Source organism: Pseudomonas sp. SYWMCR5, from assembly GCF_057197165.1.
On the sequence record NZ_JBXUNH010000012.1, the window covers coordinates 34,742 to 60,195 of the forward strand.

Annotated in this window: 24 protein-coding genes; 10 read left to right on the forward strand and 14 right to left on the reverse strand. The window is 63.6% G+C overall.

Annotated features, from left to right (window positions below):
- Window positions 1-32 precede the first annotated feature (32 nt).
- Both AC2CGW_RS23830 and ubiA read left to right on the forward strand, forming a co-directional pair.
- Complete coding sequence (locus tag AC2CGW_RS23830) at window positions 33-590, forward strand: chorismate--pyruvate lyase family protein (protein WP_484574703.1); 558 nt, start codon at window positions 33-35, stop codon at window positions 588-590.
- The gene (gene ubiA, locus AC2CGW_RS23835) at window positions 590-1,480 is read left to right on the forward strand and encodes a 4-hydroxybenzoate octaprenyltransferase (protein ID WP_186670083.1); all 891 of its coding nucleotides are present in this window, start codon (window positions 590-592) and stop codon (window positions 1,478-1,480) included. The genes AC2CGW_RS23830 and ubiA overlap by 1 nt, the downstream gene beginning before the upstream one ends.
- Window positions 1,481-1,525: 45 nt before the next feature.
- On the opposite strand, the gene AC2CGW_RS23840 is transcribed toward ubiA, so the two are convergent.
- On the reverse strand, window positions 1,526-1,897 hold the full coding sequence (locus tag AC2CGW_RS23840) for a COG4315 family predicted lipoprotein (protein WP_186710929.1): 372 nt from the start codon (window positions 1,895-1,897) through the stop codon (window positions 1,526-1,528).
- Between the two features lie 171 nt (window positions 1,898-2,068).
- On the opposite strand from AC2CGW_RS23840, the gene phoB reads away from it, so the two are divergent.
- The 3 genes from phoB (at window position 2,069) to AC2CGW_RS23855 (ending at window position 5,581) form a co-directional block, all read left to right on the forward strand.
- A complete protein-coding gene (phoB, locus tag AC2CGW_RS23845) occupies window positions 2,069-2,758 on the forward strand; it encodes a phosphate regulon transcriptional regulator PhoB (protein ID WP_003253341.1) in 690 nt (229 codons plus the stop codon).
- Between the two features lie 45 nt (window positions 2,759-2,803).
- A complete protein-coding gene (phoR, locus tag AC2CGW_RS23850; protein ID WP_186670087.1) occupies window positions 2,804-4,111 on the forward strand; it encodes a phosphate regulon sensor histidine kinase PhoR in 1,308 nt (435 codons plus the stop codon).
- A 129-nt stretch (window positions 4,112-4,240) separates the two neighbouring features.
- Window positions 4,241-5,581 carry a hemolysin family protein gene (locus AC2CGW_RS23855; protein ID WP_186670089.1) on the forward strand — a complete coding sequence of 447 codons (1,341 nt, stop codon included), beginning with the start codon at window positions 4,241-4,243 and terminating at the stop codon, window positions 5,579-5,581.
- 9 nt (window positions 5,582-5,590) lie between these two features.
- On the opposite strand, the gene AC2CGW_RS23860 is transcribed toward AC2CGW_RS23855, so the two are convergent.
- The 8 genes from AC2CGW_RS23860 to AC2CGW_RS23895 all read right to left on the reverse strand — a co-directional run bounded on the left by AC2CGW_RS23860 (window position 5,591) and on the right by AC2CGW_RS23895 (window position 15,969).
- Window positions 5,591-6,481 carry a M23 family metallopeptidase gene (locus tag AC2CGW_RS23860; RefSeq protein WP_484574704.1) on the reverse strand — a complete coding sequence of 297 codons (891 nt, stop codon included), beginning with the start codon at window positions 6,479-6,481 and terminating at the stop codon, window positions 5,591-5,593.
- A gap of 138 nt (window positions 6,482-6,619) precedes the next feature.
- A complete protein-coding gene (locus AC2CGW_RS23865; RefSeq protein WP_186670093.1) occupies window positions 6,620-7,525 on the reverse strand; it encodes a response regulator in 906 nt (301 codons plus the stop codon).
- Window positions 7,526-7,687: 162 nt separating this feature from the next.
- Window positions 7,688-8,458, reverse strand: coding sequence for a phosphate signaling complex protein PhoU (gene phoU, locus AC2CGW_RS23870; protein WP_186670095.1), 771 nt, complete (start codon window positions 8,456-8,458; stop codon window positions 7,688-7,690).
- Between the two features lie 61 nt (window positions 8,459-8,519).
- Complete coding sequence (gene pstB / locus AC2CGW_RS23875) at window positions 8,520-9,353, reverse strand: phosphate ABC transporter ATP-binding protein PstB (protein ID WP_054892955.1); 834 nt, start codon at window positions 9,351-9,353, stop codon at window positions 8,520-8,522.
- A 72-nt stretch (window positions 9,354-9,425) separates the two neighbouring features.
- A complete protein-coding gene (gene pstA / locus AC2CGW_RS23880) occupies window positions 9,426-11,096 on the reverse strand; it encodes a phosphate ABC transporter permease PstA (protein WP_186670097.1) in 1,671 nt (556 codons plus the stop codon).
- 17 nt (window positions 11,097-11,113) lie between these two features.
- Window positions 11,114-13,402, reverse strand: coding sequence for an ABC transporter permease subunit (locus tag AC2CGW_RS23885; RefSeq protein ID WP_186670100.1), 2,289 nt, complete (start codon window positions 13,400-13,402; stop codon window positions 11,114-11,116).
- 144 nt (window positions 13,403-13,546) lie between these two features.
- A complete protein-coding gene (locus tag AC2CGW_RS23890) occupies window positions 13,547-14,527 on the reverse strand; it encodes a phosphate ABC transporter substrate-binding protein PstS (protein WP_054892958.1) in 981 nt (326 codons plus the stop codon).
- Window positions 14,528-14,679: 152 nt separating this feature from the next.
- Complete coding sequence (locus AC2CGW_RS23895) at window positions 14,680-15,969, reverse strand: MFS transporter (protein WP_186670102.1); 1,290 nt, start codon at window positions 15,967-15,969, stop codon at window positions 14,680-14,682.
- A 366-nt stretch (window positions 15,970-16,335) separates the two neighbouring features.
- Here AC2CGW_RS23895 and AC2CGW_RS23900 point away from each other — a divergent pair, with 366 nt between their 5' ends.
- Entirely contained in the window at window positions 16,336-16,734 is a 399-nt protein-coding gene (locus AC2CGW_RS23900; protein WP_003253317.1) for an acyl-CoA thioesterase, read from the forward strand.
- Window positions 16,735-16,806: 72 nt separating this feature from the next.
- On the forward strand, window positions 16,807-17,703 hold the full coding sequence (locus tag AC2CGW_RS23905; protein ID WP_484574705.1) for a D-hexose-6-phosphate mutarotase: 897 nt from the start codon (window positions 16,807-16,809) through the stop codon (window positions 17,701-17,703).
- 156 nt (window positions 17,704-17,859) lie between these two features.
- Here the strand turns inward: AC2CGW_RS23905 and AC2CGW_RS23910 are convergent, their stop codons facing one another.
- The 5 genes from AC2CGW_RS23910 to AC2CGW_RS23930 all read right to left on the reverse strand — a co-directional run bounded on the left by AC2CGW_RS23910 (window position 17,860) and on the right by AC2CGW_RS23930 (window position 21,481).
- Window positions 17,860-18,393 carry a DUF3299 domain-containing protein gene (locus AC2CGW_RS23910; RefSeq protein ID WP_186710101.1) on the reverse strand — a complete coding sequence of 178 codons (534 nt, stop codon included), beginning with the start codon at window positions 18,391-18,393 and terminating at the stop codon, window positions 17,860-17,862.
- Window positions 18,394-18,441: 48 nt separating this feature from the next.
- Window positions 18,442-18,687: a GlsB/YeaQ/YmgE family stress response membrane protein gene (locus tag AC2CGW_RS23915; protein WP_054892962.1), complete on the reverse strand. Its 246-nt coding sequence runs from the start codon at window positions 18,685-18,687 to the stop codon at window positions 18,442-18,444.
- Window positions 18,688-18,782: 95 nt separating this feature from the next.
- Window positions 18,783-19,865: a 5-(carboxyamino)imidazole ribonucleotide synthase gene (locus AC2CGW_RS23920; protein ID WP_484574706.1), complete on the reverse strand. Its 1,083-nt coding sequence runs from the start codon at window positions 19,863-19,865 to the stop codon at window positions 18,783-18,785.
- A 10-nt stretch (window positions 19,866-19,875) separates the two neighbouring features.
- On the reverse strand, window positions 19,876-20,367 hold the full coding sequence (purE, locus tag AC2CGW_RS23925) for a 5-(carboxyamino)imidazole ribonucleotide mutase (RefSeq protein WP_186670110.1): 492 nt from the start codon (window positions 20,365-20,367) through the stop codon (window positions 19,876-19,878).
- A gap of 172 nt (window positions 20,368-20,539) precedes the next feature.
- Window positions 20,540-21,481 carry a LysR substrate-binding domain-containing protein gene (locus AC2CGW_RS23930; protein WP_186670112.1) on the reverse strand — a complete coding sequence of 314 codons (942 nt, stop codon included), beginning with the start codon at window positions 21,479-21,481 and terminating at the stop codon, window positions 20,540-20,542.
- Between the two features lie 181 nt (window positions 21,482-21,662).
- Between AC2CGW_RS23930 and aspA the strand changes: the two genes are divergently transcribed.
- The 3 genes from aspA (at window position 21,663) to AC2CGW_RS23945 (ending at window position 25,454) form a co-directional block, all read left to right on the forward strand.
- The gene (gene aspA / locus AC2CGW_RS23935; RefSeq protein ID WP_054892966.1) at window positions 21,663-23,087 is read left to right on the forward strand and encodes an aspartate ammonia-lyase; all 1,425 of its coding nucleotides are present in this window, start codon (window positions 21,663-21,665) and stop codon (window positions 23,085-23,087) included.
- A gap of 166 nt (window positions 23,088-23,253) precedes the next feature.
- Window positions 23,254-24,246, forward strand: coding sequence for an AraC family transcriptional regulator (locus AC2CGW_RS23940; RefSeq protein ID WP_186710103.1), 993 nt, complete (start codon window positions 23,254-23,256; stop codon window positions 24,244-24,246).
- A gap of 167 nt (window positions 24,247-24,413) precedes the next feature.
- On the forward strand, window positions 24,414-25,454 hold the full coding sequence (locus AC2CGW_RS23945) for a histone deacetylase family protein (RefSeq protein ID WP_186710104.1): 1,041 nt from the start codon (window positions 24,414-24,416) through the stop codon (window positions 25,452-25,454).

Consider the following 25,454-nt stretch of genomic DNA (forward strand, 5'->3'; position numbering starts at 1 on the left):
GCCGCCTCTCTGGATGTAACAAGCATACCGACGTGTCGTACGAATCCCCGCAAGCAGCCGCTGTCGCGTGGCTGGCGTATCCACAGCTGGCGAGCGACCTCGACCAGCGCACCCTCGACTGGCTGTTCGACGAAGGCTCCCTGACTCGTCGCCTGACCCGCCTCTCCCACGACCACTTCTGCGTGACGCCGCTGTTCGAAGGCTGGCAGCCACTGCGTGACGACGAATGCCTTGCCCTGGATCTTGCGCCAGGCGCGCAGGGCTGGGTGCGTGAAGTCTATCTGCGTGGCCATGACCGGCCCTGGGTATTTGCCCGCAGCGTCGCCAGCCGCGAGGCCTTGGAGCGCGGCGGCCTCGACCTGGAAACCCTGGGCAGCCGCTCGCTCGGCGAACTGCTGTTCTGCGACCAGGCGTTCATTCGCCATCCCATCGAGGTGTGCACGTACCCACAGGCGTGGTTGCCGACGGAAGTGGCCAGCGCCAACCTCTGGGGCCGCCGTTCGCGCTTCGAGCGCGATGGCCTGGACCTGCTGGTCGCCGAGGTATTCCTGCCCGCGATGTGGCAGGCGGACAATGAGGTATCGCCCTGATGTACCTGCACCTGCTCAAGTCGCTCAACCGCCTGCACCCCAGGGCCTGGGACTTCGTCCAGCTCAGCCGCCTGGATCGCCCCATCGGCATCTACCTGTTGCTGTGGCCCACGCTGGCGGCGGTGTGGATCGCTGCCAAGGGTGCACCAACCCTGGCCAACGTGCTGATCTTCGGCCTCGGAGTAGCGTTGATGCGCGCGGCGGGCTGCGCGATCAATGACTTCGCCGACCGCAAGGTCGATGGCCACGTCAAGCGTACCGCCGACCGCCCCCTGGCCAGCGGCCGGGTAAAGCCGCGCGAGGCGGTGATGCTGTTCGTGGTGCTGACCGGAATAAGTTTCCTGCTGGTGCTGTGCACCAACGCCAGCACCGTGTGGCTTTCGTTTGGCGGCGTTGCCCTGGCGTTCTGCTACCCGTTCATGAAGCGCTACACCTACTACCCGCAGGTGGTGCTGGGTGCCGCCTATTCATGGGGCATTCCCATGGCCTTCACGGCCGCGGGAGGTGAGCTGCCAGCAGCGGCCTGGCTGCTGTACATCGCCAACCTGCTGTGGACGGTAGCCTTCGACACCTACTATGCGATGGTCGATCGCGACGACGACCTGAAGATCGGCGTGAAATCCACGGCGATCCTGTTCGGCGAGGCCGATCGGGTGATCATCCTGACCTTGCAGGTGCTGTCGCTCGGCTGCCTGTTGCTGGCCGGCAATCGCTTCGAACTGGGGGGCTGGTTCCACCTGGGGCTGCTGGGCGCCCTGGCCTGCTTCGCCTGGGAGTTCTGGTCGACCCGTACGCTGGATCGCGATGCCTGCTTCAAGGCGTTCCTGCACAATCACTGGGCGGGTCTGTTGATCTTCATCGGCGTGGTGCTGGACTACGCGCTGCGCTGAGGGCAGGAGCGGCGCTTCGCCGCTCCTTCAGAGTCCGCGCACGCTTCAGGGTTTGGCGATATGCCAGACGTCCTTCACGCCATCACCGGTCTTGTCTCCGGCTTTCTTGTCCTTGATGAAGGTGTACAGCGGCTTGCCGTCGTAAGCCCACTGCTTCTTGCCATCGTCCCGCTCGATCACCGTCCACTTGTCCTTGGCAGCTTCATCCTCGGCCTTGACCAGCAGCGGCGGCCAGTTGGTTGCGCATTCACCGTTGCACATCGACTTGCCTCCGGCATCCTTGTCGAAGGTGTACAGGGTCATGCCGGCATGGTCGACCCACATGCCGTCCTTCTCCATCGCATGGTGCGCCGACGCCACCCCCGGCAATGCCAGCGCAGCGAAAAGGGCCATCCAGCTCAGCGTATGTCGTGTCATTGGAATCACCATCGTGTCGGGGGGGAAGGAGGGAGAACACCGCCGCAGCGGCCCTGTGAAGCCTAGCCCAGTCACGCAATGTCGCCAGAACGGCCAACGCCTTGTCACACAGCTGCAATAATTCCGTTATCTAATGCGGGCCAAGACACCATAGATGGGAGAGTTTTGAGCATGGTTGGCAGGAACATTCTGATCGTCGACGACGAAGCGCCTATTCGCGAGATGATCGCCGTTGCATTGGAAATGGCCGGCTACGACTGCCTCGAGGCAGAGAACTCCCAGCAGGCCCACGCCATCATCGTCGACCGCAAGCCGGACCTGATCCTGCTGGACTGGATGCTGCCCGGCACCTCCGGCATCGAACTGGCACGCCGCCTCAAGCGCGACGAGCTGACCGGGGACATCCCGATCATCATGCTCACCGCCAAGGGCGAAGAGGACAACAAGATCCAGGGCCTGGAAGTCGGCGCCGACGACTACATCACCAAGCCGTTCTCGCCCCGCGAGCTGGTGGCCCGCCTCAAGGCCGTGCTGCGCCGCACCGGCCCGAGCGACAGCGAGGCACCGATCGAAGTCGGCGGCCTGCTGCTCGACCCGATCAGCCACCGCGTGACCATCGACGGCAAACCCGCCGAGATGGGCCCGACCGAGTACCGCCTGCTGCAGTTCTTCATGACCCACCAGGAGCGCGCCTACACCCGTGGCCAGCTGCTCGACCAGGTCTGGGGCGGCAACGTCTATGTCGAGGAGCGCACCGTCGACGTGCACATCCGTCGTCTGCGCAAGGCACTGGGTGAGGCCTACGAAAATCTGGTACAAACCGTCCGCGGCACCGGCTACCGTTTCTCGACCAAGAGCTGACACGCCCGCACGCTTCGCTGCAAGCCGCTGTACAAGGACTGTGAATTGAACCCGAACTGGCACGCGACCCTGATTCGCCACCTGCTCCTGCTGATCAGCGTCTGCCTGCTCGGCGGGCTGGTCAGCGGGCAATACGGCTGGAGCCTGGCGGTTGGCCTGGCGCTCTACCTGGGCTGGACCCTCAAGCAGTTGCTGCGCCTGCACGAATGGCTGCGCAACCACCAGCCCGACGAAGCGCCACCGGACGGCTACGGGCTGTGGGGCGAAGTGTTCGACAGCATCTATCACCTGCAGCGCCGCGACCAGCGTGTCCGCGGGCGCCTGCAAGCGGTGATCGACCGGGTTCAGGAGTCCACCGCTGCCCTGCGCGATGCGGTGATCATGCTCGACAGCGATGGCAACCTGGAGTGGTGGAACCGCGCCGCCGAGACCCTGCTGGGCTTCAAGACGCCCCAGGATGGCGGACAACCGGTCACCAACCTGGTCCGTCATCCGCGCTTCAAGGAATACTTCGAAGCGGAAAACTACGTCGAACCGCTGGAAATCCCCTCGCCGATCAATGACCACCTGCGTGTGCAACTGCACATCACCCGCTACGGCAACAACGAGCACCTGATGCTGGTGCGCGACGTGACCCGCATCCATCAGCTCGAACAGATGCGCAAGGACTTCGTCGCCAACGTCTCCCACGAACTGCGCACCCCGCTGACGGTGATCACCGGCTACCTCGAAACCCTGCTGGACAACGTCGAAGACGTGAACCCACGCTGGGCCCGTGCGCTGCAGCAGATGAGCCAGCAAGGCTCGCGCATGCAGACCCTGCTCAACGACCTGTTGCTGCTGGCCAAGCTGGAAGCGACCGACTACCCCTCGGACAACCAGCCGGTGGCGGTGGATACCCTGCTGCAGTCGATCAAGGGCGACGCGCAGGCGCTGTCCGGGCCCAAGCGCCAGAACATCTCGCTGGAAGCCGCGCCGGGCCTGCGCCTGAAAGGCAGCGAGTCGGAACTGCGCAGCGCCTTCTCCAACCTGGTGTTCAACGCGGTGAAGTACACCCAGGAGGAAGGCACCATTCGCATCCGCTGGTGGGCCGACGAGCAAGGGGCACACCTGAGCGTGCAGGACTCGGGGGTGGGCATCGACGCCAAGCACCTGCCGCGCCTGACCGAACGCTTCTACCGCGTCGACTCCAGCCGCGCCTCCAACACCGGCGGCACCGGGCTGGGCCTGGCGATCGTCAAGCATGTGCTGATGCGCCATCGCGCCAAGCTTGAAATCAGCAGCGTGCCGGGGCATGGCAGCACGTTCACCTGTCATTTTGCGCCGGCTCAATTGGCGGCAAATCGCAGCTGAGAATCCCCACGGCAAAAAGCATCCCCTTTGCTTTTGCAGCTTCAGCCGCTACATTGGATCCCCTGTGCCAGCTAGAGCTGGCACTTTTTTTCTCTCTCTTTCAAAGACGGACCCCGTAAAAACTCCATCATGGACCCTTCCCCTGGTATCAGCCTCGCCTCTGTATTCGCCGATTTCGGCATGATTCTCTTTGCCCTGTTCCTGGTAGTGCTCAACGGCTTCTTCGTTGCCGCCGAGTTCGCCATGGTCAAGCTGCGCTCTACCCGCGTCGAATCCATCGCCGAGCTGCACGGCTGGCGCGGCAGCATCCTGCGCAAGGTACACAACCAGCTCGACGCCTACCTGTCGGCCTGCCAATTGGGCATCACCCTGGCCTCGCTGGGCCTGGGCTGGGTCGGAGAGCCGGCCTTCGCCCACCTGCTCGAACCGCTGCTGGCCTACCTGGGCGTCGACAGCCCGGAACTGATCAAGGCCGTGTCGTTCTTCGTCGCCTTCTTCGTGATCTCGTACCTGCACATCGTGGTCGGGGAGCTGGCACCCAAATCCTGGGCGATCCGCAAGCCCGAGCTGCTTTCGCTATGGACGGCAGTGCCGCTGTACCTGTTCTACTGGCTGATGTATCCAGCAATCTACCTGCTCAACGCCAGCGCCAACACCATCCTGCGCATCGCCGGCCAGGGCGAGCCCGGGCCGCACCATGAGCACCACTACAGCCGTGAAGAGCTCAAGCTGATCCTGCACTCCAGCCGCGGCCAGGACCCAAGCGACCAAGGCATGCGCGTGCTGGCCTCGGCGGTGGAAATGGGCGAGCTGGAGGTGGTCGACTGGGCCAACTCCCGTGAAGACATGGTGGTGCTCGACGCCAAGGCACCGCTGAAGAACATCCTGGCGATGTTCCGCCGCCACAAGTTCAGCCGCTACCCGGTGTACGACGCCGAGCGCGAAGAGTTCACCGGCCTGCTGCACATCAAGGACCTGCTGCTGGAGCTGGCCGAACTGGACCACCTCCCTGAAACCATCGACCTGGAAGACCTGGCCCGACCGTTGGAGCGCGTATCGCGACACATGCCGCTGTCGCAGTTGCTCGAACAGTTCCGCAAGGGCGGTGCCCACTTCGTGCTGGTCGAGGAAGCCGATGGCAAGGTGATCGGCTACCTGACCATGGAAGACGTGCTGGAAGTGCTGGTCGGCGATATCCAGGACGAACACCGCAAGGCCGAACGCGGCATCCTCGCCTACCAGCCGGGCAAGCTGCTGGTGCGGGGCGACACGCCGCTGTTCAAGGTCGAACGCCTGCTGGGCATCGACCTTGACCATATCGAGGCCGAGACCCTCGCCGGCCTGGTCTACGAGTCGCTCAAGCGCGTGCCCGAGGAAGAGGAAGTGCTGGAAGTCGAAGGCCTGCGCATCATCATCAAGAAGATGAAAGGGCCGAAGATCGTCCTGGCCAAGGTGCTGAAGCTCGATTGACAGCGCTGTTCAAGGATTCCCTGCCGTGAAGTCCGGCAACCCGCCAATCGGACGGTCGAAGCGGTAGGGAATCGACTCCAGCGCCAGCCCCACATTGCGCTGCACCACGAAATGCAGGTGCGGCCCACTGCTGTTGCCGGTGTTGCCTGACTTGCCCAGCACCTCCCCCTGCGCCACGCGTTGCCCTTCGGCTACCACCACTGACCCACGCATCAGGTGCAGATAGACACCCATGGTGCCGTCTGCGTGCAGGATGCGTACGAAGTTGCCAGAAGGATTGTTACCGCGTCCGGTCTGACGATTCTCCATCTTCACCACCACCCCGCCCCTGGCGGCGATGATCGGTGTGCCTTCGGGCATGGCGATGTCCATGGCGTAGCGCCCCTTAGGGCCGAAATGGCTGTAGCGCCCATTGGGCCCCTGACTCAACCGGAACGGCCCGCCGCGCCAAGGAAACGGGTAGCGATACGCCTGCGGGCGCTGAGCGGGGTCGCCCATGGCATGGCGTAGCTTGGCCCGGTATTTCAGCTGGCTGCCCGGACGCGCCATCACCACGCTCAGCACCTGCGTGGAACGCGGCGCCAGCACACGTCGAACGAGACGCGGAGCATTGCCGTCGCGCGCGTTGACCAGGCCTTCCAGACGCAGCTCGACCTCCACGGGTGCGAACAGGTCATTGCGCGCCGAAAAACGCACACCGCCAACCAGTACCTCGGGATGCAGGCGGACTTGATCGTCGAGACGTTCGACCATCGGCTCGCGCAGCGCCATTGCCCGTGCACCAGGGCTGGGCTGATAGGAATAGGACGCCACGCCGAAGGTGTCGGTGGTGCTGTAGAGGGTCATGGCCATGCCCGGTGCCGAAGCCACGAGCAGGGACAGCAGCAGGCAGGCGCGCATGATAGTGGCTTTTTGACAGTTGTTATGTCTTGAGCCTAGCAGCGGGTTACACCGGGGGGATGACAGTTGGTCGGGTGGCCGACCCGACTTCTGCAGGAGGGGCCTTGTGCCGCTCCTGCAGGGAGGTGGAACAGCGGATCAACCGCCCGGAGTGAAGTGCTTCTGCGCAGTCCCGCGGGCGATCAATCGCGACAGGTAATCGAGCTTCTGAGCATCCTGATCGACGAACTTGAACGTCAGTTGCAACCAGTCGCTCTCAGGCTTGGGTTCGAGCGCAGCGATGGCGTGCAAGTAACCGTTCAAGCGCGCCACCTCGGCGCTCTCGCCCTGCTCCAGGTCGAGCACCGCGCCTTCGAGCACCTGCGGCAGCGCAGCACTGCGGCGCACCACCAACAGCGCTTCCTTGAGGCTCAGGGCCTTGATCACGCAGGGCTGGATGCCGCTCGACAGGCGCAACTGCCCCTGGCCACGCCCACTCTGGGCGGCTGCAGCGGCGCTTTGTGGCGTCGGTGCATTGATCAACGGCTTGGCAGCCGCAGTCGGTGCAGGCGTTGGCGCGACCTTCACAGCCTCGGGCTTGCCGCCCGTCAGGGCGCTCAGCGAGTCGTTGGCAAAGGCCGAATTGACTCGCGCCGGCGCGCCCGCCACCAGAGCCTCGAGCTTGCCGATCTTGGTCAGGGATTTCTTCACCTTGGTCAGCAGCTGTTCATTGGTGAACGGCTTGCCGACGAAGTCGGAGACACCGGCCTGGATGGCCTGGATCACGTTCTCCTTGTCACCCCGGCTGGTCACCATGATGAACTGCAGGGCTTTCATTTCTTCCTGCTGACGGCACCAGGTCAGCAGCTCGAGGCCAGACATCTCCGGCATCTCCCAGTCGCACAGGACCAGGTCGAAACGTTCCTTGCTCAGCATGGCCATGGCCTTGCGGCCATTGACCGCGTCTTCGATGACCATGCCCGGGAAGGCATTGCGCAGGCACTTCCTCACCAGGTCGCGGATGAACGGCGCATCGTCCACGACCAGCACATTGACTTTACTCATCGATACTCCTCTTGAATCCCGACTAGCATACCGCCGACTGATGGCAATTTGCCAAACCACTGGTCACGCCGGGACGTTTCAAGACTGTTCGCGGGTGCCTGCTGTATCTGCCACAAACGAAAACGCCCGGACGAGGCCGGGCGTTGATGCTCGGGAGCAATATTACTTATCGTCCGATTCGTCCGGAACATTAGCCTTTTCGGCAGCGCCGGAGGTGTCGCCCTGGACCTCGGCCTTCATGCGCTTGAGGCCCATGTGGCGAACATCGGTGCCACGCACCAGGTAGATCACCAGCTCCGAGATATTGCGGGCGTGGTCGCCGATACGCTCCAGCGAGCGCAGGGCCCAGATGACGCTCAACACCCGCGAGATCGAACGAGGGTCTTCCATCATGTAGGTGACCAGCTCGCGCAGCGCGGTCTTGTACTCGCGGTCGATGGTCTTGTCGTACTGGGCCACCGACAGTGCCAGCTCGGCGTCGAAACGGGCGAAGGCGTCCAGTGCATCACGGACCATGTTGCGCACCTGGTCGCCGATGTGGCGCACCTCGACGTAGCCACGGGGCGACTCGCCTTCCTCGCACAGCTGAATGGCGCGGCGAGCGATCTTGGTCGATTCGTCGCCGATGCGCTCCAGGTCGATCACCGACTTGGAGATGCTGATGATCAGACGCAGGTCGGACGCCGCCGGCTGGCGACGGGCGAGGATGCGTACGCACTCCTCGTCGATGTTGCGCTCCATCTGGTTGATCTGTTCATCGACCTCACGCACCTGCTGGGCCAGGCCCGAATCGGCTTCGATCAGCGCGGTCACGGCATCGTTGACCTGCTTCTCGACCAGGCCCCCCATCGCCAGCAGGTGGCTGCGCACTTCCTCGAGTTCGGCGTTGAACTGCTGGGAGATGTGATGGGTAAGGCTTTCTTTATTGATCATCGTTCTTTAGTCCCTGAATCCTGTAGGAGCGGGCTTGTCGGGGCGCCGAATCGCCGCGCTGCTAGCCGTAACGCCCGGTAATGTAGTCTTCGGTCTGCTTCTTCGCCGGATTGGTGAAGAGCGTGTCGGTATCACCGAACTCGATCAGCTTGCCCATGTACATGAACGCGGTGTAGTCGGAGACGCGCGCCGCCTGCTGCATGTTGTGGGTCACGATGACGATGGTGTACTTGGACTTCAGCTCGTAGATCAGCTCTTCGACCTTCAGCGTGGAGATCGGGTCCAGTGCCGAGCACGGCTCATCGAGCAACAGCACCTCAGGCTCCACGGCGATGGTACGGGCGATCACCAGACGCTGCTGCTGACCACCGGACAGCCCCAGCGCCGAGTCGTGCAGGCGGTCCTTGACCTCATCCCACAACGCCGCGCCCTTGAGCGCCCACTCGACCGCTTCGTCGAGCACGCGCTTCTTGTTGATCCCCTGGATACGCAAGCCATAGACCACGTTCTCGTAGATGGTCTTGGGGAAAGGGTTGGGCTTCTGGAACACCATGCCCACCCGGCGGCGCAACTCGGCCACATCCTCGCCCTTGCGGTATATGTTGTTGCCGTACAGGTTGATGGCACCTTCCACGCGGCAGCCATCGACCAGGTCGTTCATGCGGTTGAAGGTGCGCAGCAGCGTGGACTTGCCGCAGCCGGACGGGCCAATGAAGGCGGTCACGCGCTGTTTGGGGATGTTCATCTGTACATCGAACAGCGCCTGCTTGTCGCCGTAGAACAGCGACAGGCCCGGGACTTCGATAGCCACGGTCTCTTCGGCCAGGCGCAGGCTCTGCTTGTCGCGGCCCAGGGCCGACATGTCGATGCCGTGGGAGTGGGATTCTTGCTGCATGGTCAACTCCATACGCTATCAATTCGTTTCACAGGGCCGCTCGCTCTGCGGGCGGCCCGCTTGCAATCAGATTCAGCTGTCGAGCGCCTTGTACTTCTCGCGCAGGTGGTTACGGATCCACACCGCCGAGAGGTTGAGGGTCGCGATCACCAGCACCAGCAGCAGCGCCGTGGCGTAGACCAGCGGCCGTGCGGCCTCGACGTTGGGGCTCTGGAAGCCGACGTCGTAGATGTGGAAGCCCAGGTGCATGATCTTCTGGTCGAGGTGCAGGTAAGGGTAGTTGCCGTCCACCGGCAGCGACGGCGCCAGTTTCACTACACCCACCAGCATCAGCGGCGCCACCTCGCCTGCGGCGCGCGCCACGGCGAGGATCATGCCGGTCATCATCGCCGGGCTGGCCATCGGCAGAACGATCTTCCACAGTGTCTCGGCCTTGGTCGCACCCAGGGCCAGCGAACCCTCGCGCACCGTACGCGGGATCCGCGCCAGGCCTTCTTCGGTGGCGACGATCACCACCGGGACCGCCAGCAGTGCCAGGGTCAGCGAGGCCCACAACAGGCCTGGCGTGCCCAGCGTAGGCGCCGGCAGCGATTCGGGGAAGAACAGCCGGTCGATCGAGCCACCCAGCACATAGACGAAGAAGCCCAGGCCGAACACGCCATAGACGATCGCCGGCACCCCGGCCAGGTTGTTCACCGCGATGCGGATCAGCCGGGTGACCGGGCCTTGCCTGGCGTACTCGCGCAGGTAGACCGCCGCCAGCACGCCGAACGGGGTGACGATCACGGCCATGATCAGGGTCATCATCACTGTGCCGAAGATGGCCGGGAAGATACCGCCTTCGGTGTTGGCTTCACGCGGGTCGTCGCTGAGGAACTCCCAGACCTTGCTGAAGTAGGCACCCATCTTGGTCATCGCCGACATGCCGTTAGGCTGGATGGCATGCACCACCTTGCTCAGGTTGATCTCCACCTGGCGGCCGTTGGCGTCGCGGGCCACCAGGCTGTCGCGGGCGAAAGCCTGGTGCAGGCCGGTCAGGCGCTCCTCGATGGTCTTGTAGCGGCTGTTCAGCTCAGCACGCTCAGATTCGATATCGGCCTGGGCAGCCGCATCCAGCTTGCCCTGCAGTTCCAGCTTGCGGCTGTGCAGGCGCAGGCGTTCGAGGCCGTGGTTGATAGAGCCAATGTCTTTCTTCTCGAGCGACACCAGTTGGTCGTTCAGGTCACTGGCGCGCTTGAGGCGGCTCTGCAGTTCGTTCCAGGCGCTCGGACCTTCGGCGACCACACGGCCCTCTTCCTTGACGCTGACCAGGTAACCATAGAAGTTGCCCCACTCGCGGCGCTCCAGGGCGATCAGGTCGGCGGGCTTGCTCTGGTCCACCAGCCAGTCACCGACCAACCAGGTGAAGTCGCTGCCGTTGAGGTCGCGGTTACCGACCTTGACCAGTTCGCGGGTCATGAACTCCGGGCCCTGGTCAGGCACCGGCAGGCCAGCGCTCTTGAGGCGCTCGCGCGGAACTTCTTCCTTCTGCACCACTTCGCCGACGATCACATGATCGGCCTGGCCGGGCACCTTGTAGGTGGCCTGGATCAGGTCGGCCGGCCAGAAGTGGCCCAGGCCGCGCACAGCGATCACGGCGAGCAGGCCGACGGTCATGATCACCGCCATGGCGACCGCGCCACCGCTGATCCACACGCCCGGCGCACCGCTCTTGAACCAGCCTTTGAGGGAATCCTTTTTCACGGATCTCTACCTTTCTATCAAAGCGACGAGTATTTCTTGCGCAGACGCTGGCGAATCAGCTCGGCCAAGGTGTTCATGATGAAGGTGAACATCAGCAGCACGAGGGCGGCGAGGAACAGCACACGATAGTGGCTGCCGCCGACTTCCGATTCGGGCATTTCCACGGCCACGTTGGCGGCCAGGGTGCGCATGCCCTCGAACAGGTTCATCTCCATCACCGGGGTGTTGCCGGTGGCCATGAGCACGATCATGGTCTCGCCCACCGCCCGGCCCATGCCGATCATCAGCGCCGAGAAGATGCCCGGGCTTGCGGTGAGGATGACCACGCGGGTCAGGGTCTGCCAGGGCGTCGCACCCAGCGCCAGCGAGCCCAGCGTGAGGCTGCGCGGCACGCTGAACACGGCGTCTTCGGCGATCGAGTAGATGTTCGGGATGACCGCGAAGCCCATGGCGATACCCACCACCAGGGCGTTGCGCTGGTCGTAGGTGATTTTCAGGTCGTGGCTGATCCACAGGCGCATGTCGCCGCCGAAGAACCAGCTCTCCAGGAACGGGCTCATGTACAGCGCGAACCAGCCGATCGCCAGGATCACCGGGATCAGGATTGCCGCCTCCCAGCCATCCGGAATGCGCTGGCGGATCGACTCCGGCAGGCGGCTCCAGGAGAAGCCGGCGACCAGGATGCCGATCGGCAGGATCAGCAGCAGGCTGAACACGCCCGGGAGGTGGCCTTCAAGATACGGCGCGAGGAACAGGCCGGCGAAGAAGCCGAGGATCACCGTCGGCATCGCTTCCATCAGCTCGATGACCGGCTTGACCTTGCGGCGCATGCCCGGCGCCATGAAGTAGGCGGTGTAGATGGCCGCGGCAATGGCCAGCGGTGCTGCCAGGATCATCGCGTAGAACGCGGCCTTGAGCGTACCGAAGGTCAGCGGCGACAGGCTCAGCTTGGGCTCGAAGTCGGTGTTGGAAGCGGTGGACTGCCAGACGTACTTCGGCTCGTCGTAGTTCTCGTACCAGACCTTGCCCCACAGCGCGCTGAAGGACACTTCAGGGTGCGGGTTGCGCAGGCTCAGCGGCAGCAGCTTGCCGCCTTCTTCGATCATGATGCGGTTGGCACGCGGCGACAGGGCCAGCACGCCGGCGCTATCGGCGACCGGCTCGACCAGCAGGGTGCGGTGCGCGGTGCTGTGGAACACACCAAGCTTGCCTTCGGCGTCCAGGGCGATGAAGCCCTTGCGACGCTCCTCGGCATCGATCTGGGCGATCGGCGCCTTGCCCAGCTGGAAGCTGCGGATCAGTTTGAAGCGCGATTCGCCATCCGGGTCGCGGGCCATGAACCACTGGCTCAGGCCGCCCTTGGAGTCACCGAAGATCAGCGAGATGCCACCGACCAGCTGGCCACTGGCGGTGATTTCGGCGTTGCCGTCTTCGAGGAGCTTGTAGCGACCGTTGAGGCTCTTCTCGCGCAGGCTGAAGACATCGGCGGTGGCACGGCCGTTGACCACGTAGAGCCATTGCTGGCGTGGGTCGATGAAGATGTTCTTCACCGTTTCGGTCATCTGCGGCAGCGCGATGCGATTCTGCTCGGTGGTGGTCTCGCCGGTCATCATGTTTTCAGTGCGCGACAGCTCGATCACCTGCAGTTGCGCACCGGTGGAACCCGCCAGCAGCAGGGTGTCGCCATTGAGGTTGACGCTCACGTGCTCCAGCGCACGGCCCTGTTCGTCGAGGACGAACGGATCCTGGCCATAGGGGTAATCGATACCCGCATTGATGGTCTTCTTGTTGTCCGGGTAGGTGATCTTGTAGGTGTGGTGGAACACCAGCGCCTGGCCATTGGACAGCCCCAGCACCACCAGCGGGCTACCCGGCTGGTCGGTACCGATCGAACTGACCGTGGTGCCCGCGGGCAACGGCAGCTCGACCCGCTTGAGTTCGGCACCGGTCTTGGTGTCGAAGAACAGCGCCTGGCCCTTGTCGGAAACGCGCATGCCCACGAGGTTCTGCTCCTCGAGGGCGATCATCAGCGGCTTGCCGGCATCCTGCTGCAGCCAGGTCGGCTCCAGGGCCTTCTTGCTGGTCAGCTCGGCGCCCTGGAACAGCGGCAGCACCACATAAGCCAGGTAGAAGAAGATCAGGGTGATGGCTGCCAGCACGGCAAGCCCGCCCACCAGGACATACCAGCGGGTCAGGCGATCCTTCAACGCGCGCAGGCGGCGCTTGCGTTGCAGCTCGGGCGTATTGAAATCAATGCGCACGGGAGGGGTATTCGGGGTCATCTTGGAATTGGCCAGATCATTCATGCGCACACCCTAGCGGTCCCGTATGACAGAAACATGACAGTGTAGTGACGCAAAAAAGCCCGCCGCTCAGGGTGCCTGGCTTCGGACTGGAGAAAGTCGTGGAAGGGGCGGCAGCGGATGCCGTCCCCTTCCGGGTATCGCGTATTACTTGTGGGACAGGCCCAGGTCACCCAGGGTCTTCTCGACCACTTTGGCCGGCAGCGGGATGTAGCCATCCTTCACCACGACCTGCTGGCCTGCCTGCGACAGGACCAGCTTCACGAACTCGGCTTCCAGCGGGGCCAGAGGCTTGTTCGGTGCCTTGTTGACGTAGACGTACAGGAAGCGCGACAGCGGGTAGGTGCCGTTCAGGGCGTTGGCTTCGTTGTCTTCGATGAACTCGCCGCCTTCCTTCTTGGCCAGGGCTACGGTCTTGACGCTGGCGGTCTTGTAACCGATACCCGAGTAGCCGATACCGTTCAGCGAGGAGCTGATCGACTGCACCACCGAGGCCGAGCCAGGCTGTTCGTTGACGTTAGGCTTGAAGTCGCCTTTGCACAGGGCTTCTTCCTTGAAGTAGCCGTAGGTGCCCGATACCGAGTTACGGCCGAACAGCTGGATTGGCTTGTTGGCCAGGTCGCCGGTCACACCGACGTCACCCCAGGTCTTGATCTCGGCCTTGCCACCGCACAGGCGGGTGGAGGAGAAGATGGCGTCGACCTGAGCCATGGTCAGGCCCTTGATCGGGTTGTCCTTGTGCACGAACACGGCCAGGGCGTCGACAGCGACCGGGATGGCGGTCGGCTTGTAGCCGTACTTCTGCTCGAAGGCCTGCAGCTCGACGTCCTTCATCTTGCGGCTCATCGGGCCCAGGTTTGCGGTGCCTTCGGTCAGCGCGGGCGGTGCGGTGGACGAGCCGGCAGCCTGGATCTGGATGTTTACGTTCGGATATTCCTTCTTGTAGGCCTCGGCCCACAGAGTCATCAGGTTCGCGAGGGTGTCGGAACCGACGCTGGAGAGGTTGCCCGATACGCCAGTGGTCTTGGTGTAAGTCGGGATAGCAGGGTCGACAGCGGCGACCGCGTTGGCGGCAGCGACGCCAGCGGCGGCAAAGGTCAGGGCCGCCATCAAACGCTTCAGTTTCATGCCTTGCTCCTAGCAGGAATATGGGGGTGTTGGATGGAACGGGGCCCAGTATCGGCAGGCCGCATGAACACGATATGACCTAATTGTGACAAATGGATGAAAGGCCATCATCGTTGCCGAGGATGGCCTTCCGGGCGCCGCAAGAAACCGACTCAGCGCTTGTTGATCAGCAGGTACACCCCGACCAGCAGCCCTACAGCGCACAGGCCAGCCACATAGTAGGCCGGTGCCATGGGGCTGAACTTGAGCAGGGCGGTCACCACCATCGGGGTCAAGCCGCCGAAAATCGCGTAGGCGACGTTGTAGGAGAACGACAGCCCGCTGAAGCGCACCACTGCCGGGAAGGCCTTGACCATCACATAGGGCACCGCGCCGACCAGGCCGACGAACAGGCCGGTGATGGCATACAGCGGGAACAGCAGGTCAGGGCGAGTCGGCAGGCTGTGGTAGAACGCCCAGGACGAGGCCAGCAGCGCCAGGCTGCCGATCACGAACACACGCCCGGCACCGAAGCGGTCGGCCAGGCTGCCGGCGCCGATGCAACCCAGGCTCAGCAGGACGATGGCCAGGCTGTTGGCCTTCAGCGAATCGGTCGGGCTGACATGGTAGAGGCTCTGCAGCAGCGCCGGGGTCATCAGGATCACCACCACGATGCCCGCCGACAGCAACCAGGTCAGCAGCATCGACAGGATGATCGCGCCACGGTGGTCGCGCAGCACCGCGCGCAGCGGCAGTTCTTCGGCCAGCGCCTTGCGCTGCTGCATCTCGGCGAACACCGGAGTCTCGTGCAGCCAACGACGCAGGTAGACCGCGAACAGGCCGAACACGCCACCGAGCAGGAAGGGGATCCGCCAGGCGTAGTCGGCCACTTCTTCCGGGCTGTAGACGGTATTGATCAGGGTCGCCACCAGCGACCCCAGCAGGATGCCTGCGGTCAGGCCGGCAGTCAGGGTGCCGCAGGCGTAGCCGGTATTGCGCTCCGGTACGTGTTCGGAGACGAACACCCAGGCACCCGGCACCTCGCCGCCAATGGCGGCGCCTTGCACCACGCGCATCAGCAACAGCAGGATCGGCGCCCACAGGCCGATCTGTGCGTAGGTCGGCAGCAGGCCCATGATCAGGGTTGGCAAGGCCATCATGAAGATGCTCAGGGTAAACATCTTCTTGCGCCCGAGCAGGTCACCAAAGTGCGCCATGACGATGCCGCCCAGCGGCCGCGCCAGGTAACCTGCAGCGAAGATGCCGAAGGTCTGCATCAGGCGCAGCCATTCGGGCATGTCGGCGGGGAAGAACAACTTGCCCACCACCGTGGCGAAGAACACGAAGATGATGAAGTCGTAGAACTCCAGGGCTCCGCCCAGGGCGGACAGTGAGAGGGTCTTGTAGTCACTGCGGGTCAGCGGCCGCGAGGGCTGCTCGATACTGCTCGGCACGGAGGTCATGGACGTTCTCTTATAAGGCAGGCCGCTTGTGCTGCGGCTTCTGGCGCGGGAATGGGGAAGATAACAAATTGCCCCGCGTCGCTCATAGAGGTACAAAAACCCTACAGATATTCATCAATGTGCGGTCGTCGCTGGCCGATACCGTCTATATACTGCGCTCTTTGTAGGAGTTCGTAGGAAAAGGTTGCTTACGATATGGGATGTTGTGCGAAAACGCCGGTCATTAAGGGCAGGCGGTTTCGCAGAGTTTCCCTTTGGCCGCCAACCGGAGCGAAATCAGCGTAGTATGTTTCTGGCTGAATCGTTTTTCAGGGCGTCCGTCACCGCGCCAACCAACGAAGCGTCACGGGTCAGAGGCCCCACGGCATGATTGAGCTCGAACAAGAAGATCCTATCCCGCAGGGCGACCTGGCCCTTCAGATCACCGCGTTGCCGCGTGAAACCAACGGCTTCGGCGATATTTTCGGCGGCTGGCTGGTCGCCCAGATGGACCTGGCCGGCACGGCCATGGCCAGCCGCGTGGCTGGCGGCCGTGTGGCCACCGTAGCGATCGATCGCATGGCATTCCTGGTGCCGGTGGCCGTGGGCGCGCAACTGTCGTTCTACACGCAGACCCTGGAGATCGGCCGCAGCTCGATCCAGATGATGGTCGAGGTCTGGAGCGACGACCCGCTGTCCAGTGAATGGCGCAAGGTGACTGAGGCGGTGTTCGTCTTCGTGGCCATCGACGGCAGTGGCCGCACCCGCTCCGTACCTCGTCGCTGAACCCGGCGCGCGGTAAACTCGTTGCAGGCTTCGAGGTCCAACGGCCTCACCTGCAATCAACGAGACGAGCGCATGGCAACCTTCAAGGTCGACACCGAGCAACACGGCGAACTCAATTGCTGGCGCATCACCAGCCAGCACGCCGAACTCCTCATCGCCCAGCAGGGCGCGCAGATTCTCAGCTACCAGCCCATCGGTGACGAACCCCTGCTGTGGCTCAGTGACCAGGCGATCTTCCGCCAGGGCAAGTCAGTACGCGCCGGTGTGCCGGTATGCTGGCCGTGGTTCAGCAACTTCCAGCGTAATCCCGATTCGGTCAAGACCATGTACCACGGCAGCGAGGCGCCAGCCCACGGCCTGGTGCGCGGGCGTGACTGGCAGTTGCTGGGCGTCGAGGAAGTCGGTGAAAACCTGCGAATCGAATTCGACCTGCCCGAGGCCCAGGGCCAACTGCCGGACTGGCCGCACAAGGTCGAGCTGCGTCTGCTGATCGAGCTGGGCGCACAACTGCACGTCTCGCTTTCCAGCCGCAACCTGGGCGACGCCAACGTCACGCTCAGCCAGGCACTGCACAGCTATTTCGCCGTCAGCGATGTGCGCCAGGTACAGGTGGAAGGCGTCGAGGAGCTTCCCTACATCGAGACCCTGGAAGGCTGGGAACAGCGCACCCAGCAGGGCAAGCTGGGCTTTGCCGGCGAAACCGACCGCATCTACCTGAACGCACCCGAGCGCCTGGCGATCGTCGATCCGCAATGGAACCGGCGCATCACCTTGCACGCCACCGGCTCACGCAGTGCAGTGATCTGGAACCCCTGGACCGACCGCGCCCGCGAGCTTCCCGACATGGCCGATGATGGCTGGCAGCGGATGCTGTGCGTGGAGACGGCGAATGTGTGGGATGACGTGGTGGAGCTCAAGCCTGGCGCCAGCCATGCGCTTCAGCTGGTGATCGGTCGCGAAGCGCTCTGACTCAACAGGACACCGCCACACCGCGCCGCCTGGCACGGGCTATGCCCGTGTTCGCGGGCAAGCCCGCTCCCACAGAGGGATTGGGCTGGCCTTTAGATTTTGAGCAAGACAGTTGCTCCCAAAGAGAACTATGCCCCTGCAAGAACCGGTTCAGGCTCAAAGATCGGCGTCCTCGACCACCCTCACCTTCCCCGCGTCCAGCGCGTACGCCGCATCGGCCAGGTCATTGCTGACCTTCTCGATCTTCAGCGTGCCGGTCACCCACAGTGGCGTGTAGATATCGGCGATCTTCAACCCTTTCGGATAGCGCACCAGCACCAGCTGGTTCGGCGGTGGCGGCGGCACGTGGATGCAGGCGCCCGGATAAGGCACGAGGAAGAACAACGTACTGTTGCCCTTGGCATCGCTCTCCAGCGGCACCGGGTAGCCACCCAGGCGGATCTGCTTGCCGTTCATGGCCGCCACGGTCTTGGTCGAATACATCACCGCCGGCAAGCCCTTGCTCTGCTTCAGCCCGCCCTTGGCGGTGAAGGTGCCCATAGCTTCGGGGGAGTTGTGATCGATCTCGGGCATCTGCTCGAGAGCCTTCTGGTCCGACTTGGGCATCAACTCCAGCCAGTCGGTCTCGGGCAGCTCGGCATGGGCCAGGGTGCTGGCCAGCAACAGGGGAAGAAGGAATAACGCACGCATGGCAATGCTCGGCAACTCAGGTGAATTGCCGCGCATTCTAGCCTGTGTTCAGCGCTTCTTGATGAATCCGTAGATCACCAGCAGCACGATGGCGCCGACCAGGGCACCGAAGAAGCCCGCCGCCTGCCCGGCCTGGTAGATGCCAAGGGCCTGCCCGCCATAGGTCGCCACCAGGGAGCCGGCGATGCCGAGCAGAATGGTCATGATCCAGCCCATGCTGTCGTCCCCGGGTTTCAGGAAGCGCGCCAGCAAGCCGACGATCAGGCCGATGAAGATGGTTCCGATGATGCCCATGGCAATCCCTCTGCAGTGAAGATGGAACACGCCAAAGCCTAGACAGCGCTTTGGCGTGTTCCATCTCAGAGGGCCTGCACCAGGCAGAAGTTCGATCAGTCGGCGATCAACGCCTCTACCTCGGCGATCTTGGCCTTGAGCGTGGCCATGTCCTTGCAACGCAGGGTGGCGTGACCGACCTTGCGGCCGACCTTGAACGCCTTGCCGTAGTGGTGCAGATGGCAGTCGTCGATGGCCACGACCTTGGCGACCGCAGGCACTTCGCCGATGAAGTTGAGCATCGCGCTCTCACCCACCTTGGCGGTCGAGCCCAGCGGCAGGCCGGCGACGGCCCGCAGGTGGTTCTCGAACTGGCTGCACTCGGCGCCTTCGATGGTCCAGTGCCCGGAGTTGTGCACGCGCGGGGCGATTTCGTTGGCCTTCAGGCCACCGTCGACTTCGAAGAACTCGAACGCCATTACGCCGACGTAGTCGAGCTTTTGCAGCACACGGCCGACGTAATCTTCAGCCAGCGCCTGCAGCGGATGCGCGACGCTTGCCACCGACAGTTTCAGGATGCCGCTGTCATGGGTGTTGTGCACCAGCGGATAGAAGCGCGTCTCGCCATCGCGGGCCCGCACGGCAACCAGCGAGACTTCGCCGGTGAACGGCACGAAGCCTTCGAGCAGGCAAGGAACGCTGCCCAGCTCGGCGAAGGTGCCGACCACGTCTTCTGGCTTGCGCAGGACCTTCTGGCCCTTGCCGTCATAACCCAGGGTGCGGGTCTTGAGCACGGCCGGCAGGCCGATGCTGACCACTGCCGCGTCGAGGTCGTCCTGCGAAAGGATGTCGGCGAAGGCCGGGGTCGGAATCCCCAGGTCGCGGAACATGCTCTTCTCGAACAGGCGATCGCGCGCGATGCGCAGGGCTTCGGCGCTTGGGTAGACCGGCACGAACTGCGACAGGAAGGCCACGGTTTCCGCCGGGACGCTCTCGAACTCGAAAGTCACCAGGTCGACTTCCTCGGCCAGCTGGCGCAGGTGGTCCTGGTCGCCGTAGTCGGCACGCAGGTGCTCGCCCAGGGGGGCGGCGCAGGCGTCCGGTGCCGGGTCGAGGAAGGCGAAGTTCATGCCCAGCGGAGTGCCCGCCAAGGCCAGCATGCGACCCAGTTGGCCGCCACCGATTACACCGATCTTCATGTCGTCAGCCTCAAGCCTGGCGGGGGTCCGGGTTGTCCAGGACGGTTTCGGTCTGCTCCGTGCGGAACTGCTTGAGCGCCGCATGGTACTGGGGATGCTTGGCACCCAGGATGCTTGCCGACAGCAGCGCGGCGTTGATCGCGCCAGCCTTGCCGATGGCCAGGGTGGCAACCGGGATGCCGGCCGGCATCTGTACGATCGACAACAGCGAATCGACGCCCGACAGCATCGACGACTGCACAGGGACGCCCAGCACCGGAAGGTGCGTCTTGGCGGCGCACATGCCCGGCAGGTGCGCAGCGCCACCGGCGCCGGCGATGATCACCTCGATGCCGCGGCCTTCGGCCTCTTCGGCGTACTGGAACAGCAGGTCCGGGGTCCGGTGGGCGGACACCACCTTCACCTCGTAGGGAATGCCGAGTTTTTCCAGCATATCGGCGGTGTGGCTAAGGGTGGACCAATCGGACTTGGAGCCCATGATCACGCCAACCAGTGCACTCATCGTCGAGCCTCTTCGCTTGTGCGCCCTTGGGCGCCGTCAAAAAACAACAAGCCACGCGGGACGACCGGCGTGGCTTGTTTGCTGATCATGACCGGATCGATCCGGTCGAGGGGCCGCGCAGTATACCGTAACGCGAGGCATTGCTGGCACCCCTGGCGACCAACTGTCGGCCTTATTTTTCGGGGCTTTGACTGACTTTTGAGTCAACTGCGCCTGCCAGCGCGCCACCTTCGAGCTTGCGCCACAGCAGGCGCACGTTCGCCTTGCGCACCAGGGCGCAGCGGTAGAGGCGAATCTCCAGCGGCACATGCCACTGGCTAGGGCCGCAGATCGCCAGCTCGCCACGTTCCAGCTCGCCACGCATCGACAGGCGCGGCACCCAGGCGATACCCATGCCTTCGAGCGCCATGCTCTTGAGACTGTCGGCCATCGCCGTTTCGTACACCGTGGTGTAGCGCAGGTTGCGCTGACGCAGCAGCAGGCTGACGGATCGCCCGAGGAATGCCCCGGCGCTGTAGGCCAGAAGCGGCACGCTGCCCTCGCCTTCGAGGTCGAACAACGGCTTGCCATCGGCACCGACGGCGCAGACTGGCAACATTTCAGTGGTGCCCATGTGCAGCGACGGGAAGATCTCGGCATCCATCTGCAAGGCAGCGTCAGGGTCGTAGAAGGCCAGCATCAGGTCGCAGCCACCTTCCCTCAAGGCATGCACCGCATCGCCCACGTTGGTGGCCACCAGGCGGGTGGCGATGTTCAGGCCGTCGTTGCGCAACTGGGCCACCCAACGGGGGAAAAAGCCTGACGCCAGCGAGTGCGCCGCCGCCACCTGGACCACCTCACCCTGTCCGCCTTCCAGATGATGCAAATGGCGGAGAACTTCGCTCAACTGGTCGACAACGGTACGCGCTGTGACAAGAAAAAGCTGACCAGCCTCGGTCAGCTCGATGGGCGTGCGGGAACGGTTCACCAGGGTCAGGCCCAATGCCGCTTCCAAGCTGCGGATGCGTCGGCTGAAAGCCGGCTGCGTCACGAAACGGCGCTCCGCCGCCTGGGAAAAACTGCGTGTGGAGGCCAGGGCACTGAAGTCTTCCAGCCACTTGCTTTCAAGATTCATCGAGAAGCTCCGCAGGCATGCACCAAAATGGAACACGCTCGATTGTCAATCGGCGTCACATCAAACCGTATGCCGTTTGTGCATAGGTTAGCGCCTAACAGCATTGGCCGACAAATCTGCCGAAGCCTAGGATTGGCGGCATTCCGGCAGGTGCCGGGTTTAAATTGAGATGATATCCGTCATGTCCTCCGCTGCATCGTTCCGCGTCGAAAAAGACCTGCTTGGTACCCTTGAAGTCCCTGCCGATGCCTACTACGGCATCCAGACTCTGCGCGCTGCCAACAACTTCCACCTCTCAGGCGTTCCGCTGTCGCACTACCCGAAACTGGTAGTCGGCCTGGCGATGGTCAAGCAGGCCGCTGCTGACGCCAACCGTGAGCTGGGGCACCTGAGCGATGCCAAGCACGCCGCCATCAGCGAGGCTTGTGCCCGCCTGATCCGTGGCGACTTCCACGAGCAGTTCGTGGTGGACATGATCCAGGGCGGTGCTGGTACTTCCACCAACATGAACGCCAACGAGGTCATCGCCAACATCGCACTGGAGGCCATGGGTCACCAGAAGGGTGAGTACCAGTACCTGCACCCGAACAACGATGTGAACATGGCGCAGTCGACCAACGACGCCTACCCGACCGCCATCCGCCTGGGCCTGCTGCTGGGCCACGACGCCCTGCTGGCCAGCCTCGACAGCCTGATCCAGGCGTTCGCCGCCAAAGGTGAAGAGTTCAGCCACGTATTGAAGATGGGTCGTACCCAGCTGCAGGACGCCGTGCCGATGACCCTGGGCCAGGAATTCCGCGCCTTCGCCACCACCATGACCGAAGATCTCAACCGTCTGCGTTCGCTGGCACCGGAACTGCTCACCGAAATCAACCTGGGCGGCACCGCCATCGGAACCGGCATCAACGCCGACCCGGGCTACCAGGCCCTGGCGGTACAACGCCTGGCAGCCATCAGCGGCCAGCCACTGGTTCCGGCGGCCGACCTGATCGAAGCCACCTCCGACATGGGCGCCTTCGTGCTGTTCTCCGGCATGCTCAAGCGTACCGCGGTCAAGCTGTCGAAGATCTGCAACGACCTGCGCCTGCTGTCCAGCGGCCCACGCACCGGCATCAACGAGATCAACCTGCCGGCGCGCCAGCCAGGCAGCTCGATCATGCCAGGCAAGGTCAACCCGGTGATCCCGGAAGCGGTCAACCAAGTCGCCTTCGCCATCATGGGCAACGACCTGGCCCTGACTGTCGCCGCCGAAGGTGGCCAACTGCAGCTGAACGTGATGGAGCCGCTGATCGCCTACAAGATCTTCGATTCGATCCGCCTGCTGCAACGCGCCATGGACATGCTGCGCGAGCACTGCATCGTCGGCATCACCGCCAACGAACAGCGCTGCCGTGAACTGGTCGAGCACTCGATCGGCCTGGTCACCGCCCTGAACCCGTACATCGGCTACGAAAACGCCACCCGTATCGCCCGCGTCGCCCTGGAAACCGGCCGCGGTGTTCTGGAACTGGTGCGCGAAGAGAAGCTGCTGGACGAAGCGATGCTCAACGACATCCTGCGTCCGGAAAACATGATCGCTCCACGTCTGGTTCCGCTGAAGGCGTAACCCGACCGCTGCAACCTGTCTCACCAGGTCGAGGGACTAGACACCTCTCAACCTTTCAAGGGCTCGAGCGCACGCTTCGGGCCCTTTTTTTATACGCAGCACTCGCAGACACTTCCCGGCACACTACTTGCTCGATAATGCCCCTCACCCCAACGGGATGCCGAGCATGCTGCACAGCCACCTCACCACCCTCAACGCGGTTTCGTTGATTCTCAACGTGTTCCAGGAAGAGGGCTGCACTGCCTCGCAACTGCTCGCCGGCAGCGGCATAGGCCCGGCCGACCTGGGCCATCCCGATGCGCGCATCACCACCCAGCAAGAACTGCAGGTGTGTGCCAATGCGGTCGCCCGACGCGAGGAGATCGGCCTGGAGCTGGGGCGGCGGATGCATGTGTCGTGCTACGGCATGCTCGGTTACGCCTTGCTCTCGAGTGCCACTTTGGGTGACGCCCTGCGCCTGGCACTGCGTTATCCGGCACTGCTGGGAACAATCTTCCAGTTGCGCCTGGTCGACGACGGCCAGCGTGTCTGGCTGAGCGCCAGCGATTATCGCGAGGAGCCGGCACTGGCAGCGTTCAATGCCGAATTCTGCCTGGTCTCGCTGAAAGTCATCTGCGATGACCTGCTCGGCCGGCCGCTACCCTTGCTGGCGGCACGCTTCGAACACGCACGTCCCGCCTATCATCTGCTCTACGCCGGTGCATTCCCCTGCCCGACGGGCTTCGAATCGCGAGACAACGCCTTTGCCTTCGAACGGCGCTGGCTCGACATGCCACTGCCCCTGGCCGATCCCATCACCCACAAAGCCATGGCCGAACGCTGCAGGCGCCTGAACCTGGAGTTCACTGGCCGCCAAGCCTGGCTGGGGCGCATTCGCCAACTGCTGATGCAACAGCTCGATGCGGCGCCTGGGCTCGAGGGGCTGGCGCGGCAGATGAACTGCTCGTCGCGCACCTTGCGTCGACACTTGCAGGCGCTGGGCAGCAGTTATCAACAGCTGCTCGATGAGCTGCGCTTCGAACGGGCCAAACAGTTGCTCGCCGAAGACCAGATGCCGATCTACCGGATCGCAGAAACCCTGGGGTTCAGCGAGACGGCAAGCTTCCGGCATGCGTTCCAACGCTGGAGTGGCGTAGCGCCCAGCCATTTTCGCGGGTAGTCGGCAGCGGCCCTGCCGGGGCGCAAGAGGCCGAAAATATCCCCGCACGACCCGATCCGGCCATCGCCAGTGGCCATATCGATCCCCTTTTGGCCGTTTGCAACGTTCTCCCCACCTGGCCCGCGCACCACAATGGGCCCACGCCAGTCACCTTCGGAGAACAACAAATGCTGACGATCTATTCCGATGACCATCGCCTGCACCACGGCCGCTGCGAGCTGATCGACGGCAAGCTGATGCCGTGTTTCGAGATGCCCTCGCGCGCCGACCATGTGCTCGCTCGCGTTCAGCAGCAGAAGCTTGGCCCGGTCCAGGGCCCGAACGACTTCGGCCGCGCGCCACTGCTGCGCATCCACAGCGCCGCCTACCTGGACTTCTTCGAAGGCGCCTGGGCGCGCTGGGCGGCCATGAACCAGGAGGGCGACCTGCTGCCGTTCACCTGGCCAGCACGCACCCTGCGCCAGATCAAACCCACCGGCCTGCACGGCGAACTGGGCTACTACAGCTTCGACGGTGGAGCGCCGATCACCGCTGGCACCTGGCAAGCCGCCTACAGCGCCGCGCAAGTCGCCCTGACCGGGCAGGCCGCGATCCAGAACGGCGCCCATGCCGCCTTTGCCCTGTGCCGTCCGCCAGGGCACCACGCCGCCGCCGAAGTGATGGGCGGCTACTGCTACCTGAACAACGCCGCCATCGCTGCCCAGGCCTTCCTCGACCAGGGCCGGCGCAAGGTCGCGATCCTCGATGTCGACTACCACCACGGCAACGGCACCCAGGACATCTTCTACGAGCGCAACGACGTGTTCTTCGCCTCGATCCACGGCGATCCGACCGACGAGTTCCCGTTCTTCCTCGGCTATGCCGACGAAACCGGCGAGGGTGCGGGCGAGGGCTGCAACGTCAACTATCCTCTGCCGGCAGGTAGCGACTGGGCCACCTGGAGTGCCGCCCTCGAAGACGCGTGCCAGCGCATTGCCGCCTTCGACGCCGATGTGCTGGTGATCTCGCTCGGCGTGGACACCTTCAAGGACGACCCGATCTCCCAGTTCAAGCTCGACAGCCCGGACTACCTGGAGATGGGCAAGCGCATCGCCCAGCTCGGCAAGCCGACCCTGTTCGTGATGGAAGGCGGTTATGCCGTCGAGGAAATCGGCATCAACGCAGTCAATGTGCTGGAAGGGTTCCAGCGCGCCCAGCCAGGAGCCTGA

Bases quoted from the DNA above. Each gene is read 5' to 3' on its own strand.
- AC2CGW_RS23945 (WP_186710104.1), top strand. From the start codon at position 24,414: ATGCTGACGATCTATTCCGATGACCATCGCCTGCACCACGGCCGCTGC.
- AC2CGW_RS23920 (WP_484574706.1), bottom strand. From the start codon at position 19,865: ATGAAGATCGGTGTAATCGGTGGCGGCCAACTGGGTCGCATGCTGGCC.
- AC2CGW_RS23890 (WP_054892958.1), bottom strand. From the start codon at position 14,527: ATGAAACTGAAGCGTTTGATGGCGGCCCTGACCTTTGCCGCCGCTGGC.
- AC2CGW_RS23895 (WP_186670102.1), bottom strand. From the start codon at position 15,969: ATGACCTCCGTGCCGAGCAGTATCGAGCAGCCCTCGCGGCCGCTGACC.
- AC2CGW_RS23865 (WP_186670093.1), bottom strand. From the start codon at position 7,525: ATGAGTAAAGTCAATGTGCTGGTCGTGGACGATGCGCCGTTCATCCGC.
- AC2CGW_RS23905 (WP_484574705.1), top strand. From the start codon at position 16,807: ATGGCAACCTTCAAGGTCGACACCGAGCAACACGGCGAACTCAATTGC.
- AC2CGW_RS23855 (WP_186670089.1), top strand. From the start codon at position 4,241: ATGGACCCTTCCCCTGGTATCAGCCTCGCCTCTGTATTCGCCGATTTC.
- phoB (WP_003253341.1), top strand. From the start codon at position 2,069: ATGGTTGGCAGGAACATTCTGATCGTCGACGACGAAGCGCCTATTCGC.
- AC2CGW_RS23860 (WP_484574704.1), bottom strand. From the start codon at position 6,481: ATGCGCGCCTGCCTGCTGCTGTCCCTGCTCGTGGCTTCGGCACCGGGC.
- phoU (WP_186670095.1), bottom strand. From the start codon at position 8,458: ATGATCAATAAAGAAAGCCTTACCCATCACATCTCCCAGCAGTTCAAC.
- AC2CGW_RS23940 (WP_186710103.1), top strand. From the start codon at position 23,254: ATGCTGCACAGCCACCTCACCACCCTCAACGCGGTTTCGTTGATTCTC.
- AC2CGW_RS23885 (WP_186670100.1), bottom strand. From the start codon at position 13,402: ATGAATGATCTGGCCAATTCCAAGATGACCCCGAATACCCCTCCCGTG.
- purE (WP_186670110.1), bottom strand. From the start codon at position 20,367: ATGAGTGCACTGGTTGGCGTGATCATGGGCTCCAAGTCCGATTGGTCC.
- AC2CGW_RS23930 (WP_186670112.1), bottom strand. From the start codon at position 21,481: ATGAATCTTGAAAGCAAGTGGCTGGAAGACTTCAGTGCCCTGGCCTCC.
- pstB (WP_054892955.1), bottom strand. From the start codon at position 9,353: ATGCAGCAAGAATCCCACTCCCACGGCATCGACATGTCGGCCCTGGGC.
- aspA (WP_054892966.1), top strand. From the start codon at position 21,663: ATGTCCTCCGCTGCATCGTTCCGCGTCGAAAAAGACCTGCTTGGTACC.
- AC2CGW_RS23900 (WP_003253317.1), top strand. From the start codon at position 16,336: ATGATTGAGCTCGAACAAGAAGATCCTATCCCGCAGGGCGACCTGGCC.
- AC2CGW_RS23840 (WP_186710929.1), bottom strand. From the start codon at position 1,897: ATGACACGACATACGCTGAGCTGGATGGCCCTTTTCGCTGCGCTGGCA.
- ubiA (WP_186670083.1), top strand. From the start codon at position 590: ATGTACCTGCACCTGCTCAAGTCGCTCAACCGCCTGCACCCCAGGGCC.
- AC2CGW_RS23910 (WP_186710101.1), bottom strand. From the start codon at position 18,393: ATGCGTGCGTTATTCCTTCTTCCCCTGTTGCTGGCCAGCACCCTGGCC.
- AC2CGW_RS23915 (WP_054892962.1), bottom strand. From the start codon at position 18,687: ATGGGCATCATCGGAACCATCTTCATCGGCCTGATCGTCGGCTTGCTG.